Consider the following 21935-nt stretch of genomic DNA (forward strand, 5'->3'; position numbering starts at 1 on the left):
GGGGACGGGGCACACACCAGGCCCGCTCCCCCCGGCGCCCGGCCGGCACGGCTAGGCGTCCGCCCGGCGCAGGATCTGGCGGGCCTGCGCGACGAGCGGCGCGTCGATCATCTGGCCGTCGAGCAGGAAGACGGCACTGCCCTCGCTGCCCTTCACCACCCGCCGGGCCCAGGCGACGTCCTCGTCGGACGGCTGGAACGCCCGGCGGACGACGGCCGCCTGTGAGGGATGGATGCACGCCTTGGCCACGAAGCCGGACGCGACGGCCTCGTCGGCCTCCGCGGCAAGGCCGGCGACGTCGGCGACGTCCAGGAAGACCGTGTCGATCGCCGGCACGCCGGAGGCGGCGGCGTGCAGCAGGACGGTGGACTTGGCGTGCCGCGCGACGTCGCGGTACCGCCCGTCGGGCAGCCGGCTCGAGCTGCCGCCGAGCGACGCCATCAGATCCTCCGCGCCCCACATCACGCCCGCCAGGTTCCGCGCGCGCACCACCTCGGCGCTGGCGAGGACCCCGCGCGCCGTCTCGCACAGCGCGACCACCTGGTAGGGGTCCGCTTCCTCGACCTCGCGGACGTCCTCGGTCTTCGCCAGCATGATCGTGCGGTACCCGGTGCGGGCGAGGCAGCGGATGTCCTCGTCGTAGTCGGCGGTCGACCGCGGGTTCACCCGGACGATCACGCGGGCCGGATCCACGGGGTGCTCGACGAGCGCCACACGGGCCTCAGGGCGCCGCGCGGGGGCGACCGCGTCCTCGAGGTCGAGGATCACGGTGTCCGCGGCCGCCAGGGCCTTCTCGTACCGGTCCGGCCGGTCCGCCGGGCAGAACAGAAGCGACGATCCCAGTGCCCAGTCGGTCACGCTGTCTCCCACCTCGAAACTCCCGGCAGAACATCGACCACCGGATACGTCAGCCGGCGTCCGGGCCGGCAGGCTCCCCGCCGGCGCCCTCACCGGCCGGCAGCCGCAGCATCAGCGCGGTCCGCTCGGCCTGCGCGACGAGCACGCCGCGCTGGTTGCGGGCCCGGTGCACGAAGACGACGATGCCGTTCGCCGGCCGCGAGCGGGAATCCCGCTTCGACAGGACCTCGGTCTCGGCGTAAATGGTGTCGCCGGCGAGGACGGGCGCGGGGAAGCTGATGGCGCCGAAGCCGAGGTTCGCCACCGTCGTGCCCTGCGTCAGCTGCGGGACGCTCAGCCCGACCATGACCGACAGGGTCATCATGCTGTTCACGAGCCGCTCACCGAACTCCGTGGACGCGCTCGCGGCGGCGTCGAGATGCAGGCTCTGCGGGTTCATCGTGAGAGTGGAGAAGAAAGTGTTGTCGGCCTCGCCGAGGGTGCGGCCCGGGCTGTGCACGTAGATCGCGCCGGTCTGCAGCTCCTCGAAATAAAGCCCGCGCTGCTGAATTCGCGTCACATCTCCGCCTGATCTGTCTGCCCGATTTTCGCCCGCACTATTCCACCGACGATTTTCCGGATTATCCGTCCCGCGACGAACTGTACTGTACGGACCAGCCAGCGCGACTGTCAACGCGCGTATACGCGGTCGCCGCGCCCCGGACTAACCCTTATAGCAATTTCGCGCGCGACGGTCGACCGTTAGCCGCCGATAGTGGTCGACGTCGCCCGTAGCGCACCGCCCGGCGTCGCGCACGGCCCCGGCAGGGCCCGCGGCTCGGCACGCGAACTTCCACCCATCATTCAAAGTGAGCGTTTCCTCTCCGATGTCAGGCCAGGCCGGACGGCACTCGTCCCACCTCCGACGAGGGGCTCCGGCGGACGGGCCGGGCGGGCGCGGGAGGCAGGGGGTCTTGCGGGTTGCCCGCGTCATATGTTTACACTGACGTCAACTTTGAACGTCGGCTCGGAAGAGCCGTCATCCGGCGGACACACTGCGGCGCCGCCCCCCGGTCGCGCCGTCGGCGCACCAGGGCGGGACGGGCGATGACATCGGAACCGAAAGTCCAGCTGGCGCTGACGCCCGACTCGCGCTGGGACGTCGACACAGCCGGCCTCGTGGCGGCGGCCGCGGGCGCCGGGTTCGGGTCGGTCGGGCTCGCCGAGGCCAACGCCGACGCCGCCGGAGCGGCCGTCCTCGCCGCGGCGGGCCTGCGCTGCCACGAGATCCTGGCCCTGATCGTGACCGACGACGAGCAGGCCACGATCGACCAGGCTCGCCGGGTCGCGAAGGCCGCGGCCGCGGTGAACGCCCGGTGGGTCCTGACCGGCTTCCGGGTGGGGCTCGACGAGCGGAGCGCCCCGTTGATCGCCCGGTGCGCCGCGCTGTTCGCCGCCGCCGGTGCCGGGATGGCGGTGGAGTTCAGCCCGCTGGGCGGCACGAAGTCGATCGCCACCGCCGTGGACATCGTGGAGGCCGCCGGCCCCGACCGCGCGGGCGTGCTGATCGACACGTGGCACTTCTTCAACGGGGAGAGCACCTGGGAGCAGCTCGAGCAGGTGCCCCTGGACCGCATCGCCTACGTCCAGTTCGACGACGCGCTCCCGCCGATCTCCCCGAACGGGATCAAGGAGACGATGCACCGCCGCGCCATGCCCGGCGAGGGGATCTTCGACCTCGAGCGGTTCGCCGCCACCCTGCTCGACCGGGGCTGGTCGGGCCTGGTCAGCGTCGAGGTGCTCAACGCCGAGCTGCGTGGGCTGCCCGTCGCCGAGTTCGCCCGCCGCGCCTACGAGACGACCGCCGGGTTCTGGCGATGACCTCGCGCCGCCCACCCGGGACGCGCGCGTGACCAGGACCGGCGCCGGTCCTGGAGCCGGCGCGGCCCGCGCCGGAGCCGGTGCCGGTGCCGGTCCTGGCGCTGCGGCCGGTGCCGGTGCCGCCGCCGACAGCCGTCCCGACGGTGGCGGTGGCCCCCGCTCGCGCCGCGGAGCCGAGACCAGGGCGCGCCTCGTCGAGGCCGCCAAGGCGGTCTTCGAGGAGAAGGGCTACCACGACACGCGGGTGGCGGACATCGCCGAGCGCGCCAGCGTGTCGCACGGGTCCTTCTACCACTACTTCGACTCGAAGGACCAGATCTTCCGGGAGGTGGCGGCGGTCATCGACGCCGCCCTCAGCGCCGGGATGGCGATCATCCTCGCCCGCAACTCGAGCATGTCGCCGCACGAGCGGCTGACCGAGGCGATCCGGGTCCACTTCGAGGCGTACCGCGCCGAGGCGCGGATCATGAGCGTGATCGAGCAGGTCTCCCGGCACGACGAGCAGGTCTACACCGTCTGGACCCAGCTTTTCGGCCGCCACTCGGACGACGTCGCCCGTTCCATCGAGCAGCTCCAGCGCCACCGGCTCGCCGACCCCGACCTCGACCCGGCCGTCACCTCGGCCGCTCTCGGCGCGATGATGTGGCGCTTCGCCGAGCAGTGGCTCGTGCAGGGCCAGCCCGTGTGCGACTTCGACGTCGGCATAGCGCAGATCACCAGGCTGTTCGTGAACGCGCTCCAGTTGCGCGACCCTACGGGGATCCCCCACGACGAGCCGCGGCGGCCCCCGGCACAGCCCGGGAGCACGGGCGGCGCGGGCGATCCGGCCTCGTCCGCCCACCAGTGAAGGAGACGAGACGGATGCGCACCCCCGGCGGCGACGCGTGACCACACCGACGACCGACCTGCTGGACCTGACCGGCCGGGTGGCCGTTGTCACCGGCGGCGGGACGGGCATCGGGGCGGCGGCGGCGCGGCTGCTCGCCGCCCACGGTGCCGACGTGGCCATCGCCGCGCGCACCGTCGACGACCTGGAGCGGACCGCGGCGGACATCCGGGCCGCCACCGGCCGCCGCTGCCTGCCCGTGCCGACGGACGTCAAGGACGAGCAGCAGGTGATCCGGCTGGTGCGGCGCGCCGTCGAGGAGCTCGGCCGGATCGACGTGCTGGTCAACAACGCCGGCGGCACCCGCATGGGCCCGCTCTCCTCGCTGCCGACCAGGGCCTGGGACGCCAGCTTCGATCTCAACGTGCGGGCGGCCTACTTCTGCACCCGGGAGGCCGGCCGCCACCTGGTGGCGCAGCGCTCGGGCGCGATCGTCAACATCTCCTCGGACGCCGGCCTGCACGGGGTCCGGGGCGGCGCGCACTACGCCTCGTCGAAGGCCGCGCTGCAGATGTTCACGACGGTCACCGCGGCCGAGTGGGGGCGCTACGGGGTGCGCGCCAACTGCCTCGCCGTCGGGCCGGTCGCCTCCGAGCGCGCGGTCGAGGCGTGGCGCGTCGCCGGCATCGACACGTCCGAGTTCAGCACGGCCACCCCGCTGGGCCGGCCAGGGACGCCCGCGGAGGTCGCGAACGCGATCCTCTTCTTCGCCAGCGACGCGGCGTCCTACATCACCGGGCAGACCCTCGCCGTCGACGGCGGCCCGAGCCTGGGCGGGATCCGCGACACCTGAGGCGCGACTCAGAACCTCGTGCGTCTCCTGAGCGGACGCCGAGCCCGCCCCGGTTCGAAATCACCAGATCATGATCGTGAACGCCGACCCAGCACCGTCAACATTGTTGACTATCTTGATTGTTGACCATCGTGACCTGGTCTCGGGAGGACGAAGGGAACGGCGGCGTGGGACTCGCGACAGGTCCGCCCCGCGCGCAGCACCCGTGACCATGGGGCGTGGCAGGAACGACGGCTGACGGCACAGCCGACACAGCAGGCACGACACCTTCTCCGGGCGAGTGCGGCCGGTTCTGGGAGGACCGTTACCGGCGCACCGACCGGATGTGGACGGGAGCCCCCAACGAGCTGCTCGTCCGGGAGGTCGGCGGGCTGGCGCCTGGGACGGCGCTGGACCTCGGGTGCGGCGAGGGCGGTGACGCCGTCTGGCTGGCCGCCCGGGGCTGGCGGGTCACCGCGGTCGACGTCTCACCCACGGCGCTGGCCCGGGCCGCCGGCGCCGCGGCGGCCGCCGGCGTCGACGCGGGGGTCACCTGGCGATGCGAGGACCTGGCCGACGGCGTCCCCGAGGGCTCCTTCGACCTCGTCCTCGCCCTTTTCCTGCACTCCCCGGTCGGCATGCCGCGAGCGGAGGTGCTCCGCGCCAGCGCCGCCCGGGTGGCCCCGGGCGGGACGCTGCTGGTGGTCGGGCACGCCGGTGCCCCGTCCTGGGAGCCGAGGAAGAAGCCCCACACCAGGCTCGCCGGTCCCGACGACGTCCGCGCCGAGCTGGGCGCGGCCACCGAGGGCTGGGCGGTGGAGCTGCGGGAGATGTACGAGGCGCCCATGTCGCGCCCGAACGGCCAGGTGGGCTTCCGGGTCGAGAACGCCCTGCGCCTGCGGCGCCCGACCTGACCGGGCACCCCGGAAGTGGGCGACCGCCCGGCGGCGGGCCCCACGCATTCCCCGGCCAGGGGGCACAGGACGAGATCGGCCCCGCGCCCCCGTCGGGGAGGCGCGGGGCCGACCGGGCGTCCGCGGGAGCGGTCAGGTGGTCACGATCGACACGCCGGCCGTGCCGGGCGCGCCGTAGAGCTGGGCGTAGCCGACCCGCGGGTTGCCGGGGACCTGCCGGTCGCCGGCCTGCCCGCGCAGCTGCAGGACCAGCTCGTGGATCTGGCGCAGACCCGAGGCGCCGACGGGCTCGCCGTTGGCGATCAGCCCGCCGTCGGTGTTGACCGGCAGCCGGCCGCCGATCTCGGTGGCGCCCTCCGCGAGCAGCTTCTCCTGGTCGCCGTCCGCGCAGAAGCCGTTCTCCGCCATGTGCATGATCTCGGCGCCGGAGTCGGTGTCCTGGACCTGGATGACGTCGACGTCCTCCGGGCCGATGCCCGCGGTCTCGTAGGCCGCCTTCGACGCGAACACGGTGGGGGCCTCGGCGTGCTCCACCGCGGCCCAGGAGCTGTGCACCTCGTGCGCGCCGTAGGTACGGGTCCGCAGCGTGCTCGCCCGCAGGTAGATGGGGTTGGACGTGTACTGGCGGGCGATGTCGGCGCGGCACAGGATGATCGCCGCGGCGCCCTCGTCCGGGCTGCAGAACATGTACTTCGTCAGCGGGTAGTTGAGCATCTGGGAGGTGAGGATCTCGTCCTCCGTCAGCGCCTTGCGACGGAAGGCGTTGGGGTTCAGCACGCCGTTGCGGTAGTTCTTCGCCGCCACCCGGGCCAGCGTGCGGTGCGAGATCCCGTGGTCGTGCATGTAGCGGTTGATCTTCATCCCGAAGAACTTCGTCGTCAGGAAGTGACCGATGTCGCCGTACCACGGCGGGGCGCTGTAGTGGACGGGATCGGCCGTGAAGGCGCCGAAGGCGTGCTTGTCCATGCCGACCGCGAGGCCGATGTCGTACTTGCCGTACCGGATCGCGTCGGCGGTCAGCTCCAGCGCGGTCGCGGCCGTCGCGCAGCCGTTGTAGACGTCCATGAACGGGATGCCGGTGAGGCCGAGCAGGCCCACGACCGCGTCGGGGTTGTCCACCTCACAGCTCCCACCGAAGGCGAACTGGACCTGCTTCCACTCCAGGCCGGCGTCGGTGAGCGCGGAGCGGACGGCCTCGGCGCCCATCTGGATCGCCGACTTGTTGCCGAAGCGCCCGAAGGGGTGGATACCCACCCCGATGATCGCGACGTCCTCCATGTCAGTTTCCTCCCTCGGACGGCGCGAACGCGTACGACATCACCTGGGTACCGTCCTCGTCTGTGCGGAACGGGTAGATCACCAGCTCGAGCCCCATCCCGAACCTGATCTCGTCAGGCTTGCTGACGGTCAGGCGGCCCTCGACGCGCACGTCGTCCCCGAGCTGCACGAGGCCCACCGCGAACGGCTTGAAGGTCTCGGGCGTCTCACCGCTGGCGTAGGGCTCCTTGGGCAGGAACTCCTGGGTGGTCCACGTCCACAGGGTGCCCTCGCGCGGCAGCAGGCGCTGCTCCATCTCGAGCTTGCCGCAGCGCGGGCAGGAATCCTGCGCGGGGAACGTGACCGCCGCGCAGCTGCGGCAGCGGGCGCCGATCAACTGTGGTTTTTTCGCGGGCCAGGTGAACACGTCGGGAGCAAAGGGAATCTGTGCCATCAGAACACTCCTAGCATGGTGACCGGCCACGGACAGGTCACTGAAAATCATCCGGATGTCGGCCGGCGGAGGCCACGGCGCTCAGCTCGGCATCGGACGTCTTCGACGGACCGCACCGGTGTCACCTCGCCCCGGGACTCCGCGAACGCAGGTGGCCGGGTTCCGCCGATCGCGTGGGCCGCGGACCAGCGCACGGCCGGGACGAGGGACGAGCAACGGGATCCGGCCCTCCACATCGTGCGGATCGTGCGCCGGGCGCCGGCGATCAGCGGGTCGCCCGAAGGCGCACAGCCCCCGGGTAGGGGCAGCATATGCACATTCCCGACGTACCCGCACGGGAAACGATCTGGCGGCGGAGCGACGGTCCCGGCAACCGGATCACCGCGGTGGACGGGCCCGCGGCCCGGCCAGGCCGGCCGGGGGTGGCACCCACCGCCGCCCACGGAATGTCGCCGTGACCCACATCGGCCGCGGGCCGCGATGACTCGCGGAGTCGGGCGCCGACCACGGCCGGTGGCGGCCGGCGTCGCACGGGGCACCGGGCGCGGCACCCGAATCCCGGCCCGCGGCCGGCCGGTATCGCTTTGAACGGGAAAGATCCCATTCCGCAACCGCGGAGTCACCCGACCTGGATAACCGTGTTCACGGGGTGAGTGAGGCGCGCCAATCAGCAAAGGCGGCTGCGGGTACACCCACCTCTATCCACACCGCCGGTAGCACGTACCAGTACCTCACCGCTCACATTCGTGAATCTGCCGCAGACAGGTGACCCACGGTCACGACGAGTGCGTTCCGGCGAGTGAATGGGTAGGAAGGGCTCTCGGGTGCCGCTCGGCGCCCGGCCAGTCATGCTTTCGACACGACGAGGTGGCCAGTGAGCCTGAGCATCCGCAACCAGCTGACCGGAACCGTAAGCGAGATCACCCGGGGGGCGGTGATGAGCACGGTACTGATCACGCTGCCCGGCGGGCAGAGCCTGACCGCGGCGGTGACACTCGACGCCGTCGACGACCTCGGCCTCAAGGAGGGCTCGGGGGTCGACGTCCTGATCAAGTCCACCGAGATCTCGCTGGCCACCGGCAACGTGGACGGCCTGAGCATCCGCAACCAGCTGCGCGGCACCGTCTCGAGCATCGAGACCGGCGGCGCCATGGCCGTGGCACATGTCACCCTCGAGCAGGGCGGCGAGCTCACCGCGGCGATCACCCTCGCCGCCGCGGCCGAACTCGGCCTGGCCGCGGGCACCGCCGTGACCGCCCTGGTCAAGTCGACCGAGGTGGCCGTCGCCGCCGCCTGACGAGTCCAGCGCGGCCCGCGTGCCCCCACCTGGCCGGGCCCCCTCCCCGCGGCCTCCGGGCCGCGGGGACAGCCGCCCGCCGCCGGCGCGGACCCGACCGGAGGCGATCCACGGCGGTACCCGGGCGGCACGTGCAGGACGGCGCTCGCTCCGCCAGTCGTGCCCTGCCGCGAAACGTGCTCGACCCCCGGAGGGTCGAGCGGGATCGGCCGGGCCACCGTGCGCCATTTCGCCCGCAACGGCGACATCGTCTGGTTCACCTACGCGTCCGGCCGGGAGCGCACCGCCGCCATTCTGGCCGAAATACGGCGCGAGAACGGCGCAGACGTCCAGGCCTTCGAATTCCACCAGAGTGATCGGGAAAGCCACCGGAAGCTGGCCGAGGTGCTTCCCGGTCCGCCCGGTGCGTTTGGTGCCGACGGACCTCCCCGCCGGGGACGGCGGGCGCCTGCCGTTCGTCTCCCGGCGGCCGGGCGATGGCCCGGCGCCCCAGGGGCCGGCGGCTCCCCACCCGAGGCCAACCGGCCGGAAGGGGGCGATGACGCACCGTCATCCACCCCGTCCCACCCGGCCGGGGCCGGCTTCGTGAGCAGGACGGACGTCCCGCCGGCGGGCCGCGGGCGCTCGCCGGCACGGACCTTCAGCAAACGGGGCACTCGACGTCAATAGGTAATCTCGGGACGATCCGGTATCAGGCCGGCTCGAGATCATGGCCGGTCGAGGAGGACTCAGCGGTGGCGGAAAAGGTTGGCCCGGAGTTCGGTCCGTTGGCGGCGCTGGCCGGTGAGTGGGAGGGCGACCAGGGGGTGGACGTCGCCTTCGGGAACACCGAGGGCTCGATGATCACGACCCCGTTCCGCGAGCGGGTCACCTTCAAGCCGTTCGGCCCGGTGGACAACGGCACGCAGCATCTCTACGGCCTGGACTACCACATGGCCGCCTGGCGGACCGGCGAGGAGAACCCGTTCCACACCGAGATCGGCTACTGGCTGTGGGACGCCGAGCTCGGGCATGTGATGCGCTGCTTCATGGTTCCCCGCGGCCAGGTGTTGATCGCCGGCGGCACCGTCGCGCCGGACGCGACCACCTACACGCTGCGCGCGGAGGTCGGCTCGACGGTGTACGGCATCCTGTCCAACCCGTACCTCGCGCGCGCCGCGAACACCACTCTCTACGAGGTGACCATCGCCGTCGCCCCGGACGGCAGCTTCACCTACGACTCCACCACCACGATCGACCACGCGCGGGTGTCCGAGCCGGTCGCCCACACCGACCACAACGTGCTGCGCCGGCTGCCCGAGGCGTAGCCGAGGCCGCCCACCAAGCCCAAGCCCAGCGCCCTCGCACGGCACCTTCGCACGGCACCTTCGCACACTCCACCTTCGCACACTCCACCTTCATACGAACCACCGAGCGCCGGACTGTTCCAGTCCGGCGCTCGCGCATGAGGCAGCCTTCTCGCGCGCCCCCAGGCCACGACGGCCGCGATGCCGGCGCAGCGTGAACTGCACATATGACAAACAGGTCGCCCCGATCAGGAATCCCCCGCGGGAAACAAGGCGCCCTATTCTCAAAAGAGGCGACCATACGGGCACACATCTGTCTATTGACACGTGAGCCGTTACTAACGATGCTGGGTGACGCCCAGAGCGGAACATTTCCCCGCTCGCGCCAGGCCGGGCCGTACAAGCACCAGAGCATCTGAATTCTCTCCTGCAGCGGACGCACCCCCCGGCAATTGACCCTGCCTGCGTCCGCCCGGATTTCGTGACTTACGTCGGCGCACCCCCGCGGGCCGGTGGACCCTCGTCCACCCGCTCGCGGCCGAAGGATGCGCGTCATGCCCGCAATTCAACTCTGGAGTCCGCCATGCCCGAAAACACGCCCGACGCCGTCGAATCCACCCCCGGCCTCAATCGCAGGCACTTAATCGGCACGGCGGCGATCGGCGCCGCCGCGGTCGGCGGTTTCACCGCGGGACCGGGTGCCACCCGGGCCCGGGCCGCCACCCCCGTGCCGGCCACTGTGCAGCGGGAGCGCGCCGTTGTCATCGGGAGCGGCTTCGGCGGCGGCGTGACCGCGCTGCGGCTGGCCCAGGTCGGCGTGTCGACGCTGGTCCTGGAGCGCGGGCTGCGGTGGCCCACCGGGCCGAACGCAACGACGTTCTGCCGCTTCGCCAACATCGACAACCGCTCCGCCTGGCTGACCGACCACGCCACGGTCGGCGGCGTCGTGAAGACGTGGGAGCCCTACACCGGGGTGATCGAGAGCATTCCCGGCAACGGAATCACGGTGAACTGCGGAGCGGCCGTCGGCGGCGGCTCCGTCATGTACCACGGCATGACACTGAAGCCCTCGAAGGCGAACTTCGCCGCGTCGATCCCGGTGGCCGCGAACCTCTACGACGAGCTGAACCTGTGGGCGTATCCGCTGGTGGCCAGCATGCTGGGAGTCTCCACGATTCCCAACGACATCCTGAACAGCGACCCGTACAAGTCCTCCCGGGTCTTCCGGGACGTCGCTCCGGGCGCGGGCCTGGAGCCGTTCCAGGTTCCCCTGCCGATCGACTGGCAGTACGTGCGCGGTGAGCTGAACGGCCAGTACCAGCCGACCTACACCACCAGTGACATCGCCTTCGGTGTCAACAACGGCGGTAAGCGCTCCATTGACGTCACCTACCTCAAGGCCGCGGAGGCGACCGGTCGGGTCCGCGTCGCGACGCTGCACGTCGTCCGCGACATCGCGCTCGACGCGAACAAGAAGTGGGTACTGACGGTCGACCGCATCAACACCGGCGGCATCGTCCAGGAGACGAAGGCCATCGTCGCGGACGCGGTATTCCTCAACGCGGGTTCCGCCGGCACGACCCGCCTGCTGGTGAAGTCCAAGGCGAAGGGGCTGATCCCCAACCTGCCGGACGCCGTCGGAACCCAGTGGGGAAACAACGGCGACCGCATCTACGTGTGGAACGGCATGAACGGCGACATCGGGACCCAGCAGGGTGGTCCCGCCTGCGTCGGCGGTCGCGACACCACCAGCTCGATCCCGCTCACCATCATCCACGCGGGCTCCCCCATTCCGAGTACCGCCGGCAAGCTGATGACGGTCGTCGGCTTCGGGATCGTGAACCCCGCCGGCACCTGGGCGTACGACTCCGCGAAGGACGACGCCGTCCTGACCTGGCCGTCCAGCGGTGACGCCGCGCTGCAGGCGCTGATCGCCGCGCGCATGCAGAAGATCGCCCAGGTGGGCGGCGGCATCATGATCGACACGAACGCCCAGGCGAACTCGACCTGGCACGCCCTGGGCGGCGTGCCCATGGGGTCCGCGGTCGACCTCTACGGCCGGGTCATCGGCCAGAAGGGCCTCTACGTGCTCGACGGCGCGCGGATCCCGGGCTCCACCGGCGCCTGCAACCCGTCCATGACGATCGCGGCCCTCGCCGAGCACAGCATGGCCAAGATCGTGCTCCAGGACGTCGGAAGCGTCTTCTAGGTTCCCGTTCCCGGCACGCCCCCGGGGTACCGGATCCCGCGACCTGCGGAATCCGGTACCCCCGGCCCGCTGCGGCGGAACCGACGCCCGCGCGGCCGGCGCGCGGGGGCCGCCCGACCGAGACGCTCCGCAGACGAACAGCCATAATTCGGTCATAACAGGACCGATCCTCGCGGTACGACCTCGACGTCACAGGTCAGCCGTTCCGCGAAGGCGACGGGGGCAACGCCGTGGATGGTCGGACGTAGCGGAGGGACGGGAAGTGGGCGACAAGCCGGCGGGTATCCGCCGCTGGAACAAGCTGGTGGAGGAGATCCCGACCGTCCAGCTACGGACGGATGTTCCGCACTCCGCGCGTATGTATGACTACTATCTCGGCGGAAAGGACAACTTCCCGGCCGACCGGGAGGGCGCCGAGCAGGCCATCGCCGTCTTTCCGAGCCTGCGGGACGCCGCCCGCCAGAACCGGGCGTTCATGGTCCGCGCGGTGCGGCACCTGGCCGCCGAGGTGGGCATCCGGCAGTTCCTCGACATCGGCACGGGCATTCCGACCAGCCCGAATCTGCACGAGGTCGTCCAGGGCGTGGACCCGGCCGCCCGGGTGGTCTACGTCGACAACGACCCGATCGTCCTGGCGCACGCCCGCGCGCTGCTCACCAGCAGCCCGCAGGGACGGACCGCCTACCTCGACGCGGACCTGCGCGACCCCGACAGCATCCTGGAATCCGAGCAGCTGCACTCGACTCTGGACCTCTCCCAGCCCGTCGCGCTCTCCCTCGTCTCGGTCCTTCACTTCGTCGAGGGCGACGAGCCGTACGCGATCGTGCGCCGGCTACTCGAGCGGCTCGCTCCCGGCAGCCATCTCGTCCTCAGCCACGGCACCGCCGATCTCGACCCGGGCGCCCAGCGGATCGTGGACAGCTACCGGCAGCGGGGGCTCGCCTGCCAGTTCCGCACCCGCGACGAGGTGACGCGTCTCTTCGACGGGCTGACGCTGCTCGAGCCCGGCGTGCAGGTGATCCACCGGTGGCGGCCCGACGGCACGGCGGACGGCCTGACCGACGCCGAGGTCCCCGGCTACAGCGGCGTCGCCCGCAAGTAGGCCGCCCGCGCCGAACACGACGAACCGGCCGGCGCCAGGTGCTCCCCTCCGCCGCCGGCGGCCTCGTACAGTACTGCGATGGGCTCCGGCGTCCCGCTCCTCACCGACGCGTTCGGGCGGATCCGGGAGATCGTGCACGAGATCGTCAGCGGGCTGACCCCGGACGAGCTGAACCACCGGCTGGACGGCCGGGCCAACTCGATCACCTGGCTCGTCTGGCACCTCACCCGGGTGCAGGACGACCACGTCGCCGCCGCGGCCGGGTCGGAGCAGGTCTGGTCCACGGGCGGCTGGGAGCAGCGGTTCGGGCTGGCCGTACCCACCGGGCCGCAGGCCGGGTACCGGGCGATCGGCTACGGCCACAGCTCAGCCGACGTCGACGCGGTACGCGTCACCGATCCCGGTCTGCTGCTCGGCTACCACGACGCCGTCCACGAGCAGACCGTCCGCTACCTCGGACAGCTGCGGGACGCGGACTTCGACCGGATCGTGGACGAGGCGTGGGACCCGCCCGTCACGCTCGGCGTGCGGCTGGTGAGCGTCGTCGCGGACGACCTCCAGCATGCCGGCCAGGCGGCGTTCGTCCGCGGGCTCGTCCACCCCGGCTGACCACCCGGCGCTCCCGGCACTCCGGGCCGACCGCCCGGCTGACCGGCGCTCCCGGCCGTCAGCCCGCCGGGGTCAGCCGGGGCCCCGGGGTGAAGGTGATCGGCACCGACTGCGGCGCCCGGTTGAACGTCGAGTGGTAGTCGATGTCCGCGCCGGGCTGCAGGCGGACGTCGACGAGGCGCGTGACGATCTCCTCGAGGGCGATGCGCAGGTTCATCCGGGCGAGGTTGGAGCCGGCGCAGCGGTGCGGCCCGGCGCCGAACGCGATGTGCCGGTTGCGGCCGCGGTCGAGGTCGAAGGTGTCGGCGTTGTCGAACTCGGACTCGTCCCGGTTCGCCGACGCCCAGTAGATGAGCACCCGCTCACCGGCCTTGATCTGGCGCCCGCCGAGCTCGGTGTCGTGCCGGGCCGTCCGGGCGATGCAGATGAACGAGCCGTCGAGGCGCAGCAGCTCCTCCACCGCGTCGGGGATCAGCTCCGGGTTCTCGCGCAGCCGCGCGAGGATCTCCGGGTGCCGGCAGAACCGGATCATCGACATCCCGAGCGCGCCGGCCGTCGTCTCCAGGCCGCCGAGGACGAGGAGCTGGACCGTCCCGACCGCCTCCGCCGGTGTGATCGGACGGCCCTCGATGTCGGCGTTCATGACGGCGTCGACGACGTCGCCGCGCGGGCCCTCCTCGCGCCGCTTCGCCATGAGCGCCCCGATCCACGCCGCCAGCTTCCCGTGGCTCTCCCGGGACTCCTCCAGGTGCGACAGCGACGCCAGGGTGGCCCAGTGGTTGACCATCTCGAGGTCCTCGGCGGGCGCGTGCAGCGCCATGTCGAAGAAGGCGAGCCCGGGCAGCGGGCGGGCGAACTCCGTCATGAAGTCGCACTCACCGGCCTCGACGAAACCGTCGATGAGCCGGTTCACGAGCGCCCGGGTCTGCTGCTCCCACTCGACGACGACGACCGGCCTGAAGTGGGTGTTTATCAGGCGCTTGAAGGTGCGCTGCAGCGGCGGGTCGATCGTCACCGGCAGGATCTTCATCGGCGTGGGGGTGTACGGGACGGTGATGCCCAGCTCGGAGCTGAACGTCTCCCAGTCCTGCGCGACCCGGAGCACGTCCTCGTATCCGGTCACCACCCAGAAGCCGTCGTACTGGTCGCTGTGCGCCACCGGGCACCGCGACCGGGCCAGGGCCAGCGTGGGGTGCAGATCGCGGGCGAGCTCGGGCGAGAGGTGGTCGAAATGGTGCTCGACCCACTCCGCGTCCAGCTGACCGGTAGCTGCGTCCGTCATCTCCACCGCACCTCGCACACGTCCATGTAAACGTCCCCAGTCGGGCAAACGGGCTGTGTCGCGAGCAGCGTACCAGTGAGTGAGTCCTCGCTAATCTTTTGTCGGCTCCGGCCTCGACAAGAGCGACCGGCCGGCACTTCACGCTGGGGCACAGGGCATCCGGGGACCCACGCGGTCCCCCGGACGGCGCGCGACCGAGGCCGGGAACGGCCATCCAGGACGGCGTTCCGCCGACGCCCACCACCGGCTGTGCGCGCACGGGCCAACGCCTCGGTGGCGGGGGCAGGCGAGACCCCACCTCAGTGCCGGGCGTAAGGGCGCAGGTATCGAGGCCCCCGGGTAGCCGGCAGCCGCCGGTGGAACGTCCCCGCGACGGAACCGGCGTGTACCTCGTTTGACGCCCTCTGTGCCGCTTGACGTCAGATGATGATTGATCTGGCGGCGAGCAGATGGTCGGCAAGGTCGAGATCACCCGTCCGCTCGATGAGCCTGAGTTCGCGGTCGCTCAAGGCCCCGGTAAACATTCGCCAGGCTACTGTTGCCGGCATCCGGACCAAAGTCGACGCGGCAGAAACTCGGCTTTCGGTGAGGTCCCAGCTTTCGCTGCGGCGTTGCAGCGTCCAGACGCCGGCCGCCTCTCCGGTGAACTCAGTGACCAGATCGATATCCGGGCCGGTTTTGGACCGGTAGTGGCAGGTCAGGCCCCAGATGAAGACGCCTAGCACAGTGCCCAGGTAGTAGTCGTCATCGAGTCCGGGTGCGCCAACGGCGGCACGGATCTGCTGGTCATGAACCCAGTGCTCGGTGAAATCCCGCCCGATGCCCAGCCATACCGGCACTGGCACGGGTCCCATCCAGGCAACCCGGCCGGTCGGCGCGTCCAACTGCATCTGGCCCCAGTACTCGTCCATCAGCGTCGCGGTGAAACCTAGCAGCTCACGTATCACCCGGGCGCTAAGAACCCGAGTGGTCTTCACCCAGCCGTCGTTCTTGGCATGCAGCGCGACCGGCCACAGAATTCCCCCGGTCGGGGGCGTCCCGCCGTGATCGGTCCTCGGAACCAAAGCGGTCAGCGACGCTCCGACGCGGCGAACGAACGGCCGACGCCGTGCCGAAGCTGCGCCAGGGCTCCCGTATCTCTGAATGGCCATTGGCCCGGCGGCGCCGCGCTGCCACGGTTGTGCTGGGAGGGCCGCCGGATGGTCAGGTGTTGCCGGGCGGGCACTGACGCGGCGCGGGCTGCTCCGCCGCGGGCAGGACGACGTCGTGGGCGGTGGCGGTCAGCGACAGCCCGGACCCGCCCGTCGACGCCTCGACGATGTCGAGATCCAGCGGCAGCTGGCCGACCGGGATCTTGATCGGGGGCAGCAGGCCGCCCACGGGCACGGGGATCGTGGCGTTGATGGCCCCGCGCAGCGTCACCTCACTGGGGACGAGCGTGAGCACGTTGTCACGGACCTCGAAGGTGGTGACGCCCCCGATCTCCTGGGAGCCGAACAGCCACAGGTCGGTGCGCCCGGAGATCTCGACCCGCCGCCCGCCGTCGACCGGGTTCACCTGGAGGGCGCCGGGCAGCCCGGCCAGGTAGGTGTTGAGGTCGGCGTAGTCAAGCCGGACGGTCGCCCGGATGTCGTCAACAGGCACCGCGCCGACCGACCCGGAGATCATGTCCCCGAGCGGCACGTGGATGCCGGACAGCTGCGCCTGCACGGCGGAGATCCGGGGCCCCGGGGTGGCGATTCCCTCGATCGTCACCCCGATCTCCTCGAACTTGCCGAGCAGGATCTGGGTGAGGAAGGGGAAGCCGCCGATGTGCACGTCGCGCACGGTCGGCGCGGGGGCACCGCATTCCAGGCTCTCCGCCACACTGACCTTGATCTGCTTGGCCATCTGACCCTCGGCGACCGAGACCGCGGCCCGGTCACCCACCACCAGCAGCACGAAGCCGACGGCCGCCGCGACCAGGGCCCACAGCCACCGGCGCCGCCGCCGGCGTGCCGGAGCCGTACCGGCCGACGGGGTCGTCCCGGCCAGCAGCCGATGATCGTCCGGGGCGGATCCGTAGGACATCGTCGGAGGGATCGGCGGGCGGCCGGGCTCGTCGGGCTGGTGGTTCTCCTCCCACCGGTCCGTGCCCCCCGTTCCGCCGGCCGCCGGCCACGCCGGCCGGCCCGACTGGAACGCCCCGGCGGGGGGCGGGGGGGCCGGCTGCCCCGAGCGCGGGCCGGTGGCGGCCGCCGCGCCGGCGCGGTGGTGCAGGTCCATCGTCGGCTGGTCGCCACCCGGCGCTGGCCACTCGCCCGATGCGGGCCACTCGCCCGATGCGGGCCACTCGCCCGATGCGGGCCGTGCCCACGGTGAGCGGTGGGCGGGGATGTCGCCCTCGTCCGCGTGCTGGCCCGTCCCGTCACCGCCGTGGTTCACCGGGACATCTCCGCTCCGCTCCGCTCGGCGTCGGCCAGGCTCAGAGCCTACTGCCGCAGAAGTCGGGGTCCACCACCTCGATGCCCGTGCCCTCGGCGTTGACCCGGACGAAGGCGTAGCACTCGCGGAGGCGCCCGAAATCCTCGCCGAAGTCGGTTCTGGTGATGAGACCGCCAGCGTCATAGTCCTCCACGGCGCGCAGGCCGTCCATGAAGGACTGCCTGCTCGGGCACTCCCCGGCCTCCTCCAGCCCGCGGACGAGCATGTCCGCGACGACGTAGGCGGTCAGGGCGAGGGTCTGGTCCGGGTCGACGAGCTGGGGGGCGTACCGGGCCACCGCCGCCCGGTAGGCGCCGAGAGCCGGGGAGCTGACCTGGAACGGCAGGTAGTTGGCATAGGAGGTGACCCCCGCGAGCCGGGCACCGTAGGTCTCCAGCAGCTCCGCGCTGACCTCGCGGCCGGTCAGGATGACCTTGAGCGGTACCTCGGCCTCGCCCGCGGCGTCGACGAGCTGAGCGAGCGTCTCGGTGTCCATCGCGGCGACGAGGGTGTCGACGCCGTTGTTCAGCATCCACTCGGCGATCCGGGAGGCGCTCGCCCGTCCCGGCTGGTACTCGGTGACCTGCTCCGCGGGAATCTCGACGCCGGCGGCTCGCAGGCTCACGATCAGCTGGTCGGCGAACTGCACCGAGGTGCTCCCGCCCGCGTAGTCCCGGACGATCACCGCCCGGGTGCCACCGTGCTCACGGACGAACCGGCCGAACGTGTCGACCGACCCCCCGTCGGTGAAGAGGTAGGAGAACGAGAACATGTTCCGGTACCTGGACCACGCTTCCTCCACCGCGAGGCCGACCACGGGCACCCCCGCCTCGGCCAGGTAGGGAGCCCCGCCGGAGGTGGCGGTGCTCGTCTCCAGGACCGCGAAGACCCCCTCCCGTTCCACCAGCTGCCGGCTCATGGTCAGGTTCGTCGACGGGTTGGCCTGGTCGTCGCGCCACACGTAGCTGATCTGGCGCCCGTGCACCCCGCCGGAGGCGTTCGCGAGCCCGAACCGGGCGTCGATGCCGGCCCGCGCCGCGCTGAACGAGCTGGCGAGGCCACCCGAGTCCGGGTACAGCATCCCCACCTCGACCTCGTCCGCGGTGACGCCGGGCGCGACGCAGCCATCCGCGGTGTTCGTAGTGGCGTCGTCGCCCGCACAGCCGACGAGCGACGCCACGGATAATGCGGCCGCCACCGCACACAACACGGATCGAGCGGAGTTCATATCAGCCCCCAACCAAGAATCAATGTTCGTCCCACGCCATGTCGCGACACCGGCCCCGATAACCGAGGCACACGGGCGGGACCGCGCGCCTCGGAACCGCGGGCACGACCGCCAGGGATTTTCTGTATTCGGCCGGCATCCGCGTGCGGACACCCGCCATTGCCCCGCAAAAGAAAGCGTCACCCTCCTCGGGCCGATGACGGGCCGGGCGCGAGAACACCTGCCGCACGCCCACCGGACCAAAATCTCGGCTGTTCCTGCACCCTAACAGGAACAGGAACCGGACGGCATCAATGCACCCACCCGGCCGGGGCGGCAACTTCAGGACGATGCCCGCCAATCCCAATAATTGCTGTACAGCAAGTTCCGTATCGCCCGCCGGCTGGGCGGAAATGCTCCGCTCTGCGCCGGCCCCGGGGCGACCAAGGCCGGTCCCGTGATACCACCCGCCACAGCGGGAGTCCTCCGGGCGGCCGGCGCCGGGGCCGCTCCGGCTGTGGGGCGGCCGGGCGGCGGCACCGGCCAACCCCACGGCACCCGTACAGACCCACGGAACCCGCCGGGCTCGCGCGCCCGCCGGGCCCGCCGAACGCGCCGCGCCGGCGGCGACATCGCCAGGATAACCCGCGCACTCGCCGGGACGGCCGCATTGAATGCCGCCGGCAGACCAGCCCGGTCTCGACGCGAATTTCTTTCAGCTCCGGATCGACATTCCCGCGTACCGGGGCCGCGGAGCAATCAGGAAGATGCCGGCGAACGGTGGCGGCGAGCGGGCCTATTCCGGCAGCACCGCGCGGGCATGGGTGGCGGGATCAGCCCTCGCCTTCCCGGTAGCGAACGCCGAATTTCCGCGTTCAGCACCATCGGTGAACGCGCCGTCACGGGCGCAGGGAACGCGCTTCAGCCCTGCTCGCCGACGATCCTGTCCAGGTAGGCCTCGATGTCAGCAGCGCGTTCGCGCAGGTCATCGGCTGTTTCCGGCGCGGTCAGCGCCAGGAACCGGCCCGTTTCGATCGCGTCCGCGACGATCTCGCCCACCGGGTCGGCATCGAGAACCGGGAACCGCGGCCCCCGCGGCGGCTTCGGCTCCCCGAAGAAGGTGACGTTCTCGATGATGTTGGTCGCGACCCCGGCCGGGCACAGGCAGGTGACGCCGATGCCGCGCGGGCGCAGGTAGAGGGCCAGCGACTCCGAGAGCCCGACCACCGCGTGCTTCGTCGCCGTGTAAGGGAGGCGGTCGAACCCGTAGGGCAGCAGCCCCGCCGTCGAGGCGGTGTTGACGACGTGCCCCGAGCCCTGCGCGAGCAGCAGCGGCAGGAAGACGAGGTTGCTGCGCACGACGCCGAGCAGGTTGACGTCGATGACCCGCTGCCACGCCTCGAGCGGTATGTCCTCGACCGCGCCGACGGCCAGGATGCCGACGTTGTTCATGACCACGTCGACCCGCCCGAACCGGGCCAGCGCGAGATCGCGGGCGGCCTCCAGGTCGGCGGCGGCGGTGACGTCGCAGCGCGCCGCGACCGCCGCGTCGCCCAGTTCACCGGCGACGGCGGCGGCGCGGCCGGCGTCGACGTCGGTCACGACCACCCGGGTGCCGCGCCGGGCCAGCGAGTGCGCGGCGGCCCGGCCGATGCCGCTGCCCGCCCCGGTGATCACCGCGACCGCGCCGTCGAGTCTGACAGTCATGGCGTCCCCGCTCATCCGTGTGGCCGGCGCGCCCAGCCAGCTGCCGGCGCGGCGGGCTGGTCTACAGGAAGGCCGGCCACACCGCGGCGGCCGGGTCGGTGCGTTCGAGCACGGCGAGCGTCCGCGGTGAGGCGGGTGCCTTGAGGAAGCCGACCATGCCGTCGAGGAGGTCCGTGACCTGCAGGGCGAAGGGCACCACGGGACGGCCGTGCGCATGTGCGCGCTCCCGGTCGGCGGCGGCGTCGACGATGAACGCCATCGCCTGCGCGACACGGCGGGCACGCAGCGGCTCGACGAGGTGGGGCAGGAACCCGCCCAGGCGCTCCTGGAACTCCCGCACCGAGTCGCGGAGCGCCGCCGGCAGGCCCTCGAACACGTCGCTGCGGCCGTACTGCCGCAGCATGTCGACGAAGCACAGGTAGTGGCTGCCGGGCAGCTCGCTGTGCTCCAGCAGGGTGCGCACCTGGCAGTCGAGCAGCGAGCGCAGGTCGTCGGGCCGGTGCTCGGCGATGAGCAGGGTGCGCCGCTCGTGCAGCCAGGGCAGCCTGTACTCGAAGATCGCCTGGACGAGCTGGTCCCGGGAGCCGAAGTGGTACTGCACGGCCGAGTTGTTGCCGTTGCCGGCCGCCGCGCCGATCTGCCGCAGCGAGATCCCGTCCAGGCCGTGCGCGGCGAACAGGCGCTCGGCCGCGCGGACGATCTGCTCCTTCGTCGACGGGGTCACCACCGGCATGCGCCGGATACAAACACCGCGCGGGAGAGCAAGTCAAGCGCCTTACCGGTAAGACGCCCGACTTGCCAACCCGGTGCTCCGGCTACGGCTTGCGGCCGACGCCGCACGACTCCAGCGGCGCGAGCGGCTCGCCGGGCTCGGGGACATGCCGCCAGTACGGCGGGGAGACGATGCCGGGCTCGACGAGCTCGAGGCCGTCGAAGTAGCGGGAGATCTCCGCGACCGAGCGGTAGTGGTATCCGTTCCCGACGGTGGTGACCTGGTTGAGGTCGTCGACGGTGAGGTCCTTGCGGGTCTCCGGCTCGGACGTCCGGTCGTCGGACCCGTCCTCGAGCACCATGAAGCTGCCCGACGGCAGGGCGTCGCGCAGCCGGCTCACGATCGAGTAGGCCTCGTCGAGATCGGGGATCAGACCCATGATCGACATGAGCATCAGGCCGATCGGCTTCGTGAAGTCCAGGGTCTCGGCCGCGAAGTCGAGAATGCGCTCCGGGTTGCGCGCGTCGGAGTCCAGGTAGGTGGTGACACCCTCCGGGGAGCTGGCGAGCAGGGCGCGGGCGTGCGTGAGGACCATCGGGTCGTTGTCGACGTACACGACCCGGCATTCCGGCACGAGGCGCTGGGCCACCTGGTGGGTGTTGTTCTCGACCGGCAGGCCCGTTCCGACGTCGAGGAACTGCCGCACACCCTCCTCGGTGACCAGGTGGGTGATCGCCCGCGCCAGGAACGACCGGGACGCCCGCGCCACGTCGAGGATCTGCGGGAAGACCGCGATGGTGCGGTCGCCGTGCGCGCGGTCGACGGGGAAGTTGTCCTTGCCGCCGAGGTAGTAGTTCCAGACCCGGGCCGAGTGCGGCCTGGTGGTGTCGAACGTCGGGGGCGGGTAGTTGGTCACGGCGCGTGAGCTCCCGTTCGAGGGCCATTTCTGGCGAGGGCCGATGCTGTCTCCGTCGTATCGGCCGAAATCGTAAGACCTGTTAAGGCGGTTCTCGCGACTGGGGCTGGTCACAGCCCCCGACACGCCGCGAGGGCGCGGCCT

21 protein-coding genes are annotated in these 21935 nt (G+C 71.4%); 10 read left to right on the forward strand and 11 right to left on the reverse strand.

The window, feature by feature from the left end:
* Nucleotides 1-51 precede the first annotated feature (51 nt).
* Together E0504_RS49020 and E0504_RS49025 are read right to left on the reverse strand one after the other, a co-directional pair.
* Nucleotides 52-858 (reverse strand): CoA ester lyase, encoded by an 807-nt coding sequence (locus E0504_RS49020; RefSeq protein WP_112106642.1) that lies wholly within the window; start codon nt 856-858, stop codon nt 52-54.
* 49 nt (nt 859-907) lie between these two features.
* Nucleotides 908-1417, reverse strand: a complete 510-nt coding sequence (locus E0504_RS49025) for a MaoC family dehydratase (protein ID WP_112106643.1) — start codon at nt 1415-1417, stop codon at nt 908-910.
* Nucleotides 1418-1944: 527 nt separating this feature from the next.
* On the opposite strand from E0504_RS49025, the gene E0504_RS49030 reads away from it, so the two are divergent.
* From E0504_RS49030 to E0504_RS49045, 4 genes are all read left to right on the forward strand, one after another.
* A complete protein-coding gene (locus E0504_RS49030) occupies nt 1945-2718 on the forward strand; it encodes a sugar phosphate isomerase/epimerase (protein WP_112106644.1) in 774 nt (257 codons plus the stop codon).
* A gap of 28 nt (nt 2719-2746) precedes the next feature.
* Nucleotides 2747-3565 carry a TetR/AcrR family transcriptional regulator gene (locus tag E0504_RS49035; protein WP_112106645.1) on the forward strand — a complete coding sequence of 273 codons (819 nt, stop codon included), beginning with the start codon at nt 2747-2749 and terminating at the stop codon, nt 3563-3565.
* Between the two features lie 37 nt (nt 3566-3602).
* Nucleotides 3603-4397 carry an SDR family NAD(P)-dependent oxidoreductase gene (locus E0504_RS49040; protein ID WP_112106646.1) on the forward strand — a complete coding sequence of 265 codons (795 nt, stop codon included), beginning with the start codon at nt 3603-3605 and terminating at the stop codon, nt 4395-4397.
* Nucleotides 4398-4615: 218 nt separating this feature from the next.
* A complete protein-coding gene (locus E0504_RS49045; protein ID WP_112106647.1) occupies nt 4616-5290 on the forward strand; it encodes a bifunctional 2-polyprenyl-6-hydroxyphenol methylase/3-demethylubiquinol 3-O-methyltransferase UbiG in 675 nt (224 codons plus the stop codon).
* 132 nt (nt 5291-5422) lie between these two features.
* On the opposite strand, the gene E0504_RS49050 is transcribed toward E0504_RS49045, so the two are convergent.
* Both E0504_RS49050 and E0504_RS49055 read right to left on the reverse strand, forming a co-directional pair.
* Nucleotides 5423-6568, reverse strand: coding sequence for a thiolase family protein (locus E0504_RS49050; RefSeq protein WP_112106648.1), 1146 nt, complete (start codon nt 6566-6568; stop codon nt 5423-5425).
* A gap of 1 nt (nt 6569) precedes the next feature.
* Entirely contained in the window at nt 6570-7001 is a 432-nt protein-coding gene (locus tag E0504_RS49055) for a Zn-ribbon domain-containing OB-fold protein (RefSeq protein WP_131628006.1), read from the reverse strand.
* 874 nt (nt 7002-7875) lie between these two features.
* On the opposite strand from E0504_RS49055, the gene E0504_RS49060 reads away from it, so the two are divergent.
* The 6 genes from E0504_RS49060 to E0504_RS49085 all read left to right on the forward strand — a co-directional run bounded on the left by E0504_RS49060 (nt 7876) and on the right by E0504_RS49085 (nt 13504).
* The gene (locus E0504_RS49060; RefSeq protein WP_112106649.1) at nt 7876-8298 is read left to right on the forward strand and encodes a TOBE domain-containing protein; all 423 of its coding nucleotides are present in this window, start codon (nt 7876-7878) and stop codon (nt 8296-8298) included.
* A 219-nt stretch (nt 8299-8517) separates the two neighbouring features.
* Nucleotides 8518-8967 (forward strand): hypothetical protein, encoded by a 450-nt coding sequence (locus E0504_RS54850; protein ID WP_165938881.1) that lies wholly within the window; start codon nt 8518-8520, stop codon nt 8965-8967.
* A 65-nt stretch (nt 8968-9032) separates the two neighbouring features.
* Nucleotides 9033-9605: a heme-binding beta-barrel domain-containing protein gene (locus tag E0504_RS49070; RefSeq protein ID WP_071063289.1), complete on the forward strand. Its 573-nt coding sequence runs from the start codon at nt 9033-9035 to the stop codon at nt 9603-9605.
* A 562-nt stretch (nt 9606-10167) separates the two neighbouring features.
* Nucleotides 10168-11793 (forward strand): GMC oxidoreductase, encoded by a 1626-nt coding sequence (locus E0504_RS49075; protein WP_112106651.1) that lies wholly within the window; start codon nt 10168-10170, stop codon nt 11791-11793.
* 262 nt (nt 11794-12055) lie between these two features.
* Nucleotides 12056-12895 (forward strand): SAM-dependent methyltransferase, encoded by an 840-nt coding sequence (locus tag E0504_RS49080; RefSeq protein ID WP_112106652.1) that lies wholly within the window; start codon nt 12056-12058, stop codon nt 12893-12895.
* Nucleotides 12896-12973: 78 nt separating this feature from the next.
* Nucleotides 12974-13504, forward strand: coding sequence for a DinB family protein (locus tag E0504_RS49085; protein WP_131628010.1), 531 nt, complete (start codon nt 12974-12976; stop codon nt 13502-13504).
* 58 nt (nt 13505-13562) lie between these two features.
* On the opposite strand, the gene E0504_RS49090 is transcribed toward E0504_RS49085, so the two are convergent.
* The 7 genes from E0504_RS49090 to E0504_RS49120 all read right to left on the reverse strand — a co-directional run bounded on the left by E0504_RS49090 (nt 13563) and on the right by E0504_RS49120 (nt 21791).
* A complete protein-coding gene (locus E0504_RS49090; RefSeq protein ID WP_112106668.1) occupies nt 13563-14786 on the reverse strand; it encodes a cytochrome P450 in 1224 nt (407 codons plus the stop codon).
* 419 nt (nt 14787-15205) lie between these two features.
* A complete protein-coding gene (locus tag E0504_RS49095; protein WP_112106654.1) occupies nt 15206-15763 on the reverse strand; it encodes a hypothetical protein in 558 nt (185 codons plus the stop codon).
* 226 nt (nt 15764-15989) lie between these two features.
* On the reverse strand, nt 15990-17210 hold the full coding sequence (locus tag E0504_RS49100; RefSeq protein WP_131628012.1) for a DUF2993 domain-containing protein: 1221 nt from the start codon (nt 17208-17210) through the stop codon (nt 15990-15992).
* Nucleotides 17211-17250: 40 nt separating this feature from the next.
* Nucleotides 17251-18429, reverse strand: a complete 1179-nt coding sequence (locus E0504_RS49105; RefSeq protein WP_243657996.1) for an ABC transporter substrate-binding protein — start codon at nt 18427-18429, stop codon at nt 17251-17253.
* 948 nt (nt 18430-19377) lie between these two features.
* On the reverse strand, nt 19378-20163 hold the full coding sequence (locus E0504_RS49110; protein WP_071067153.1) for an SDR family oxidoreductase: 786 nt from the start codon (nt 20161-20163) through the stop codon (nt 19378-19380).
* A 61-nt stretch (nt 20164-20224) separates the two neighbouring features.
* On the reverse strand, nt 20225-20896 hold the full coding sequence (locus tag E0504_RS49115; protein ID WP_112106657.1) for a TetR/AcrR family transcriptional regulator: 672 nt from the start codon (nt 20894-20896) through the stop codon (nt 20225-20227).
* Nucleotides 20897-20978: 82 nt separating this feature from the next.
* A complete protein-coding gene (locus E0504_RS49120; protein WP_112106658.1) occupies nt 20979-21791 on the reverse strand; it encodes an SAM-dependent methyltransferase in 813 nt (270 codons plus the stop codon).
* Nucleotides 21792-21935: the final 144 nt, after the last annotated feature.

The organism is Parafrankia sp. BMG5.11 (genome assembly GCF_004337455.1).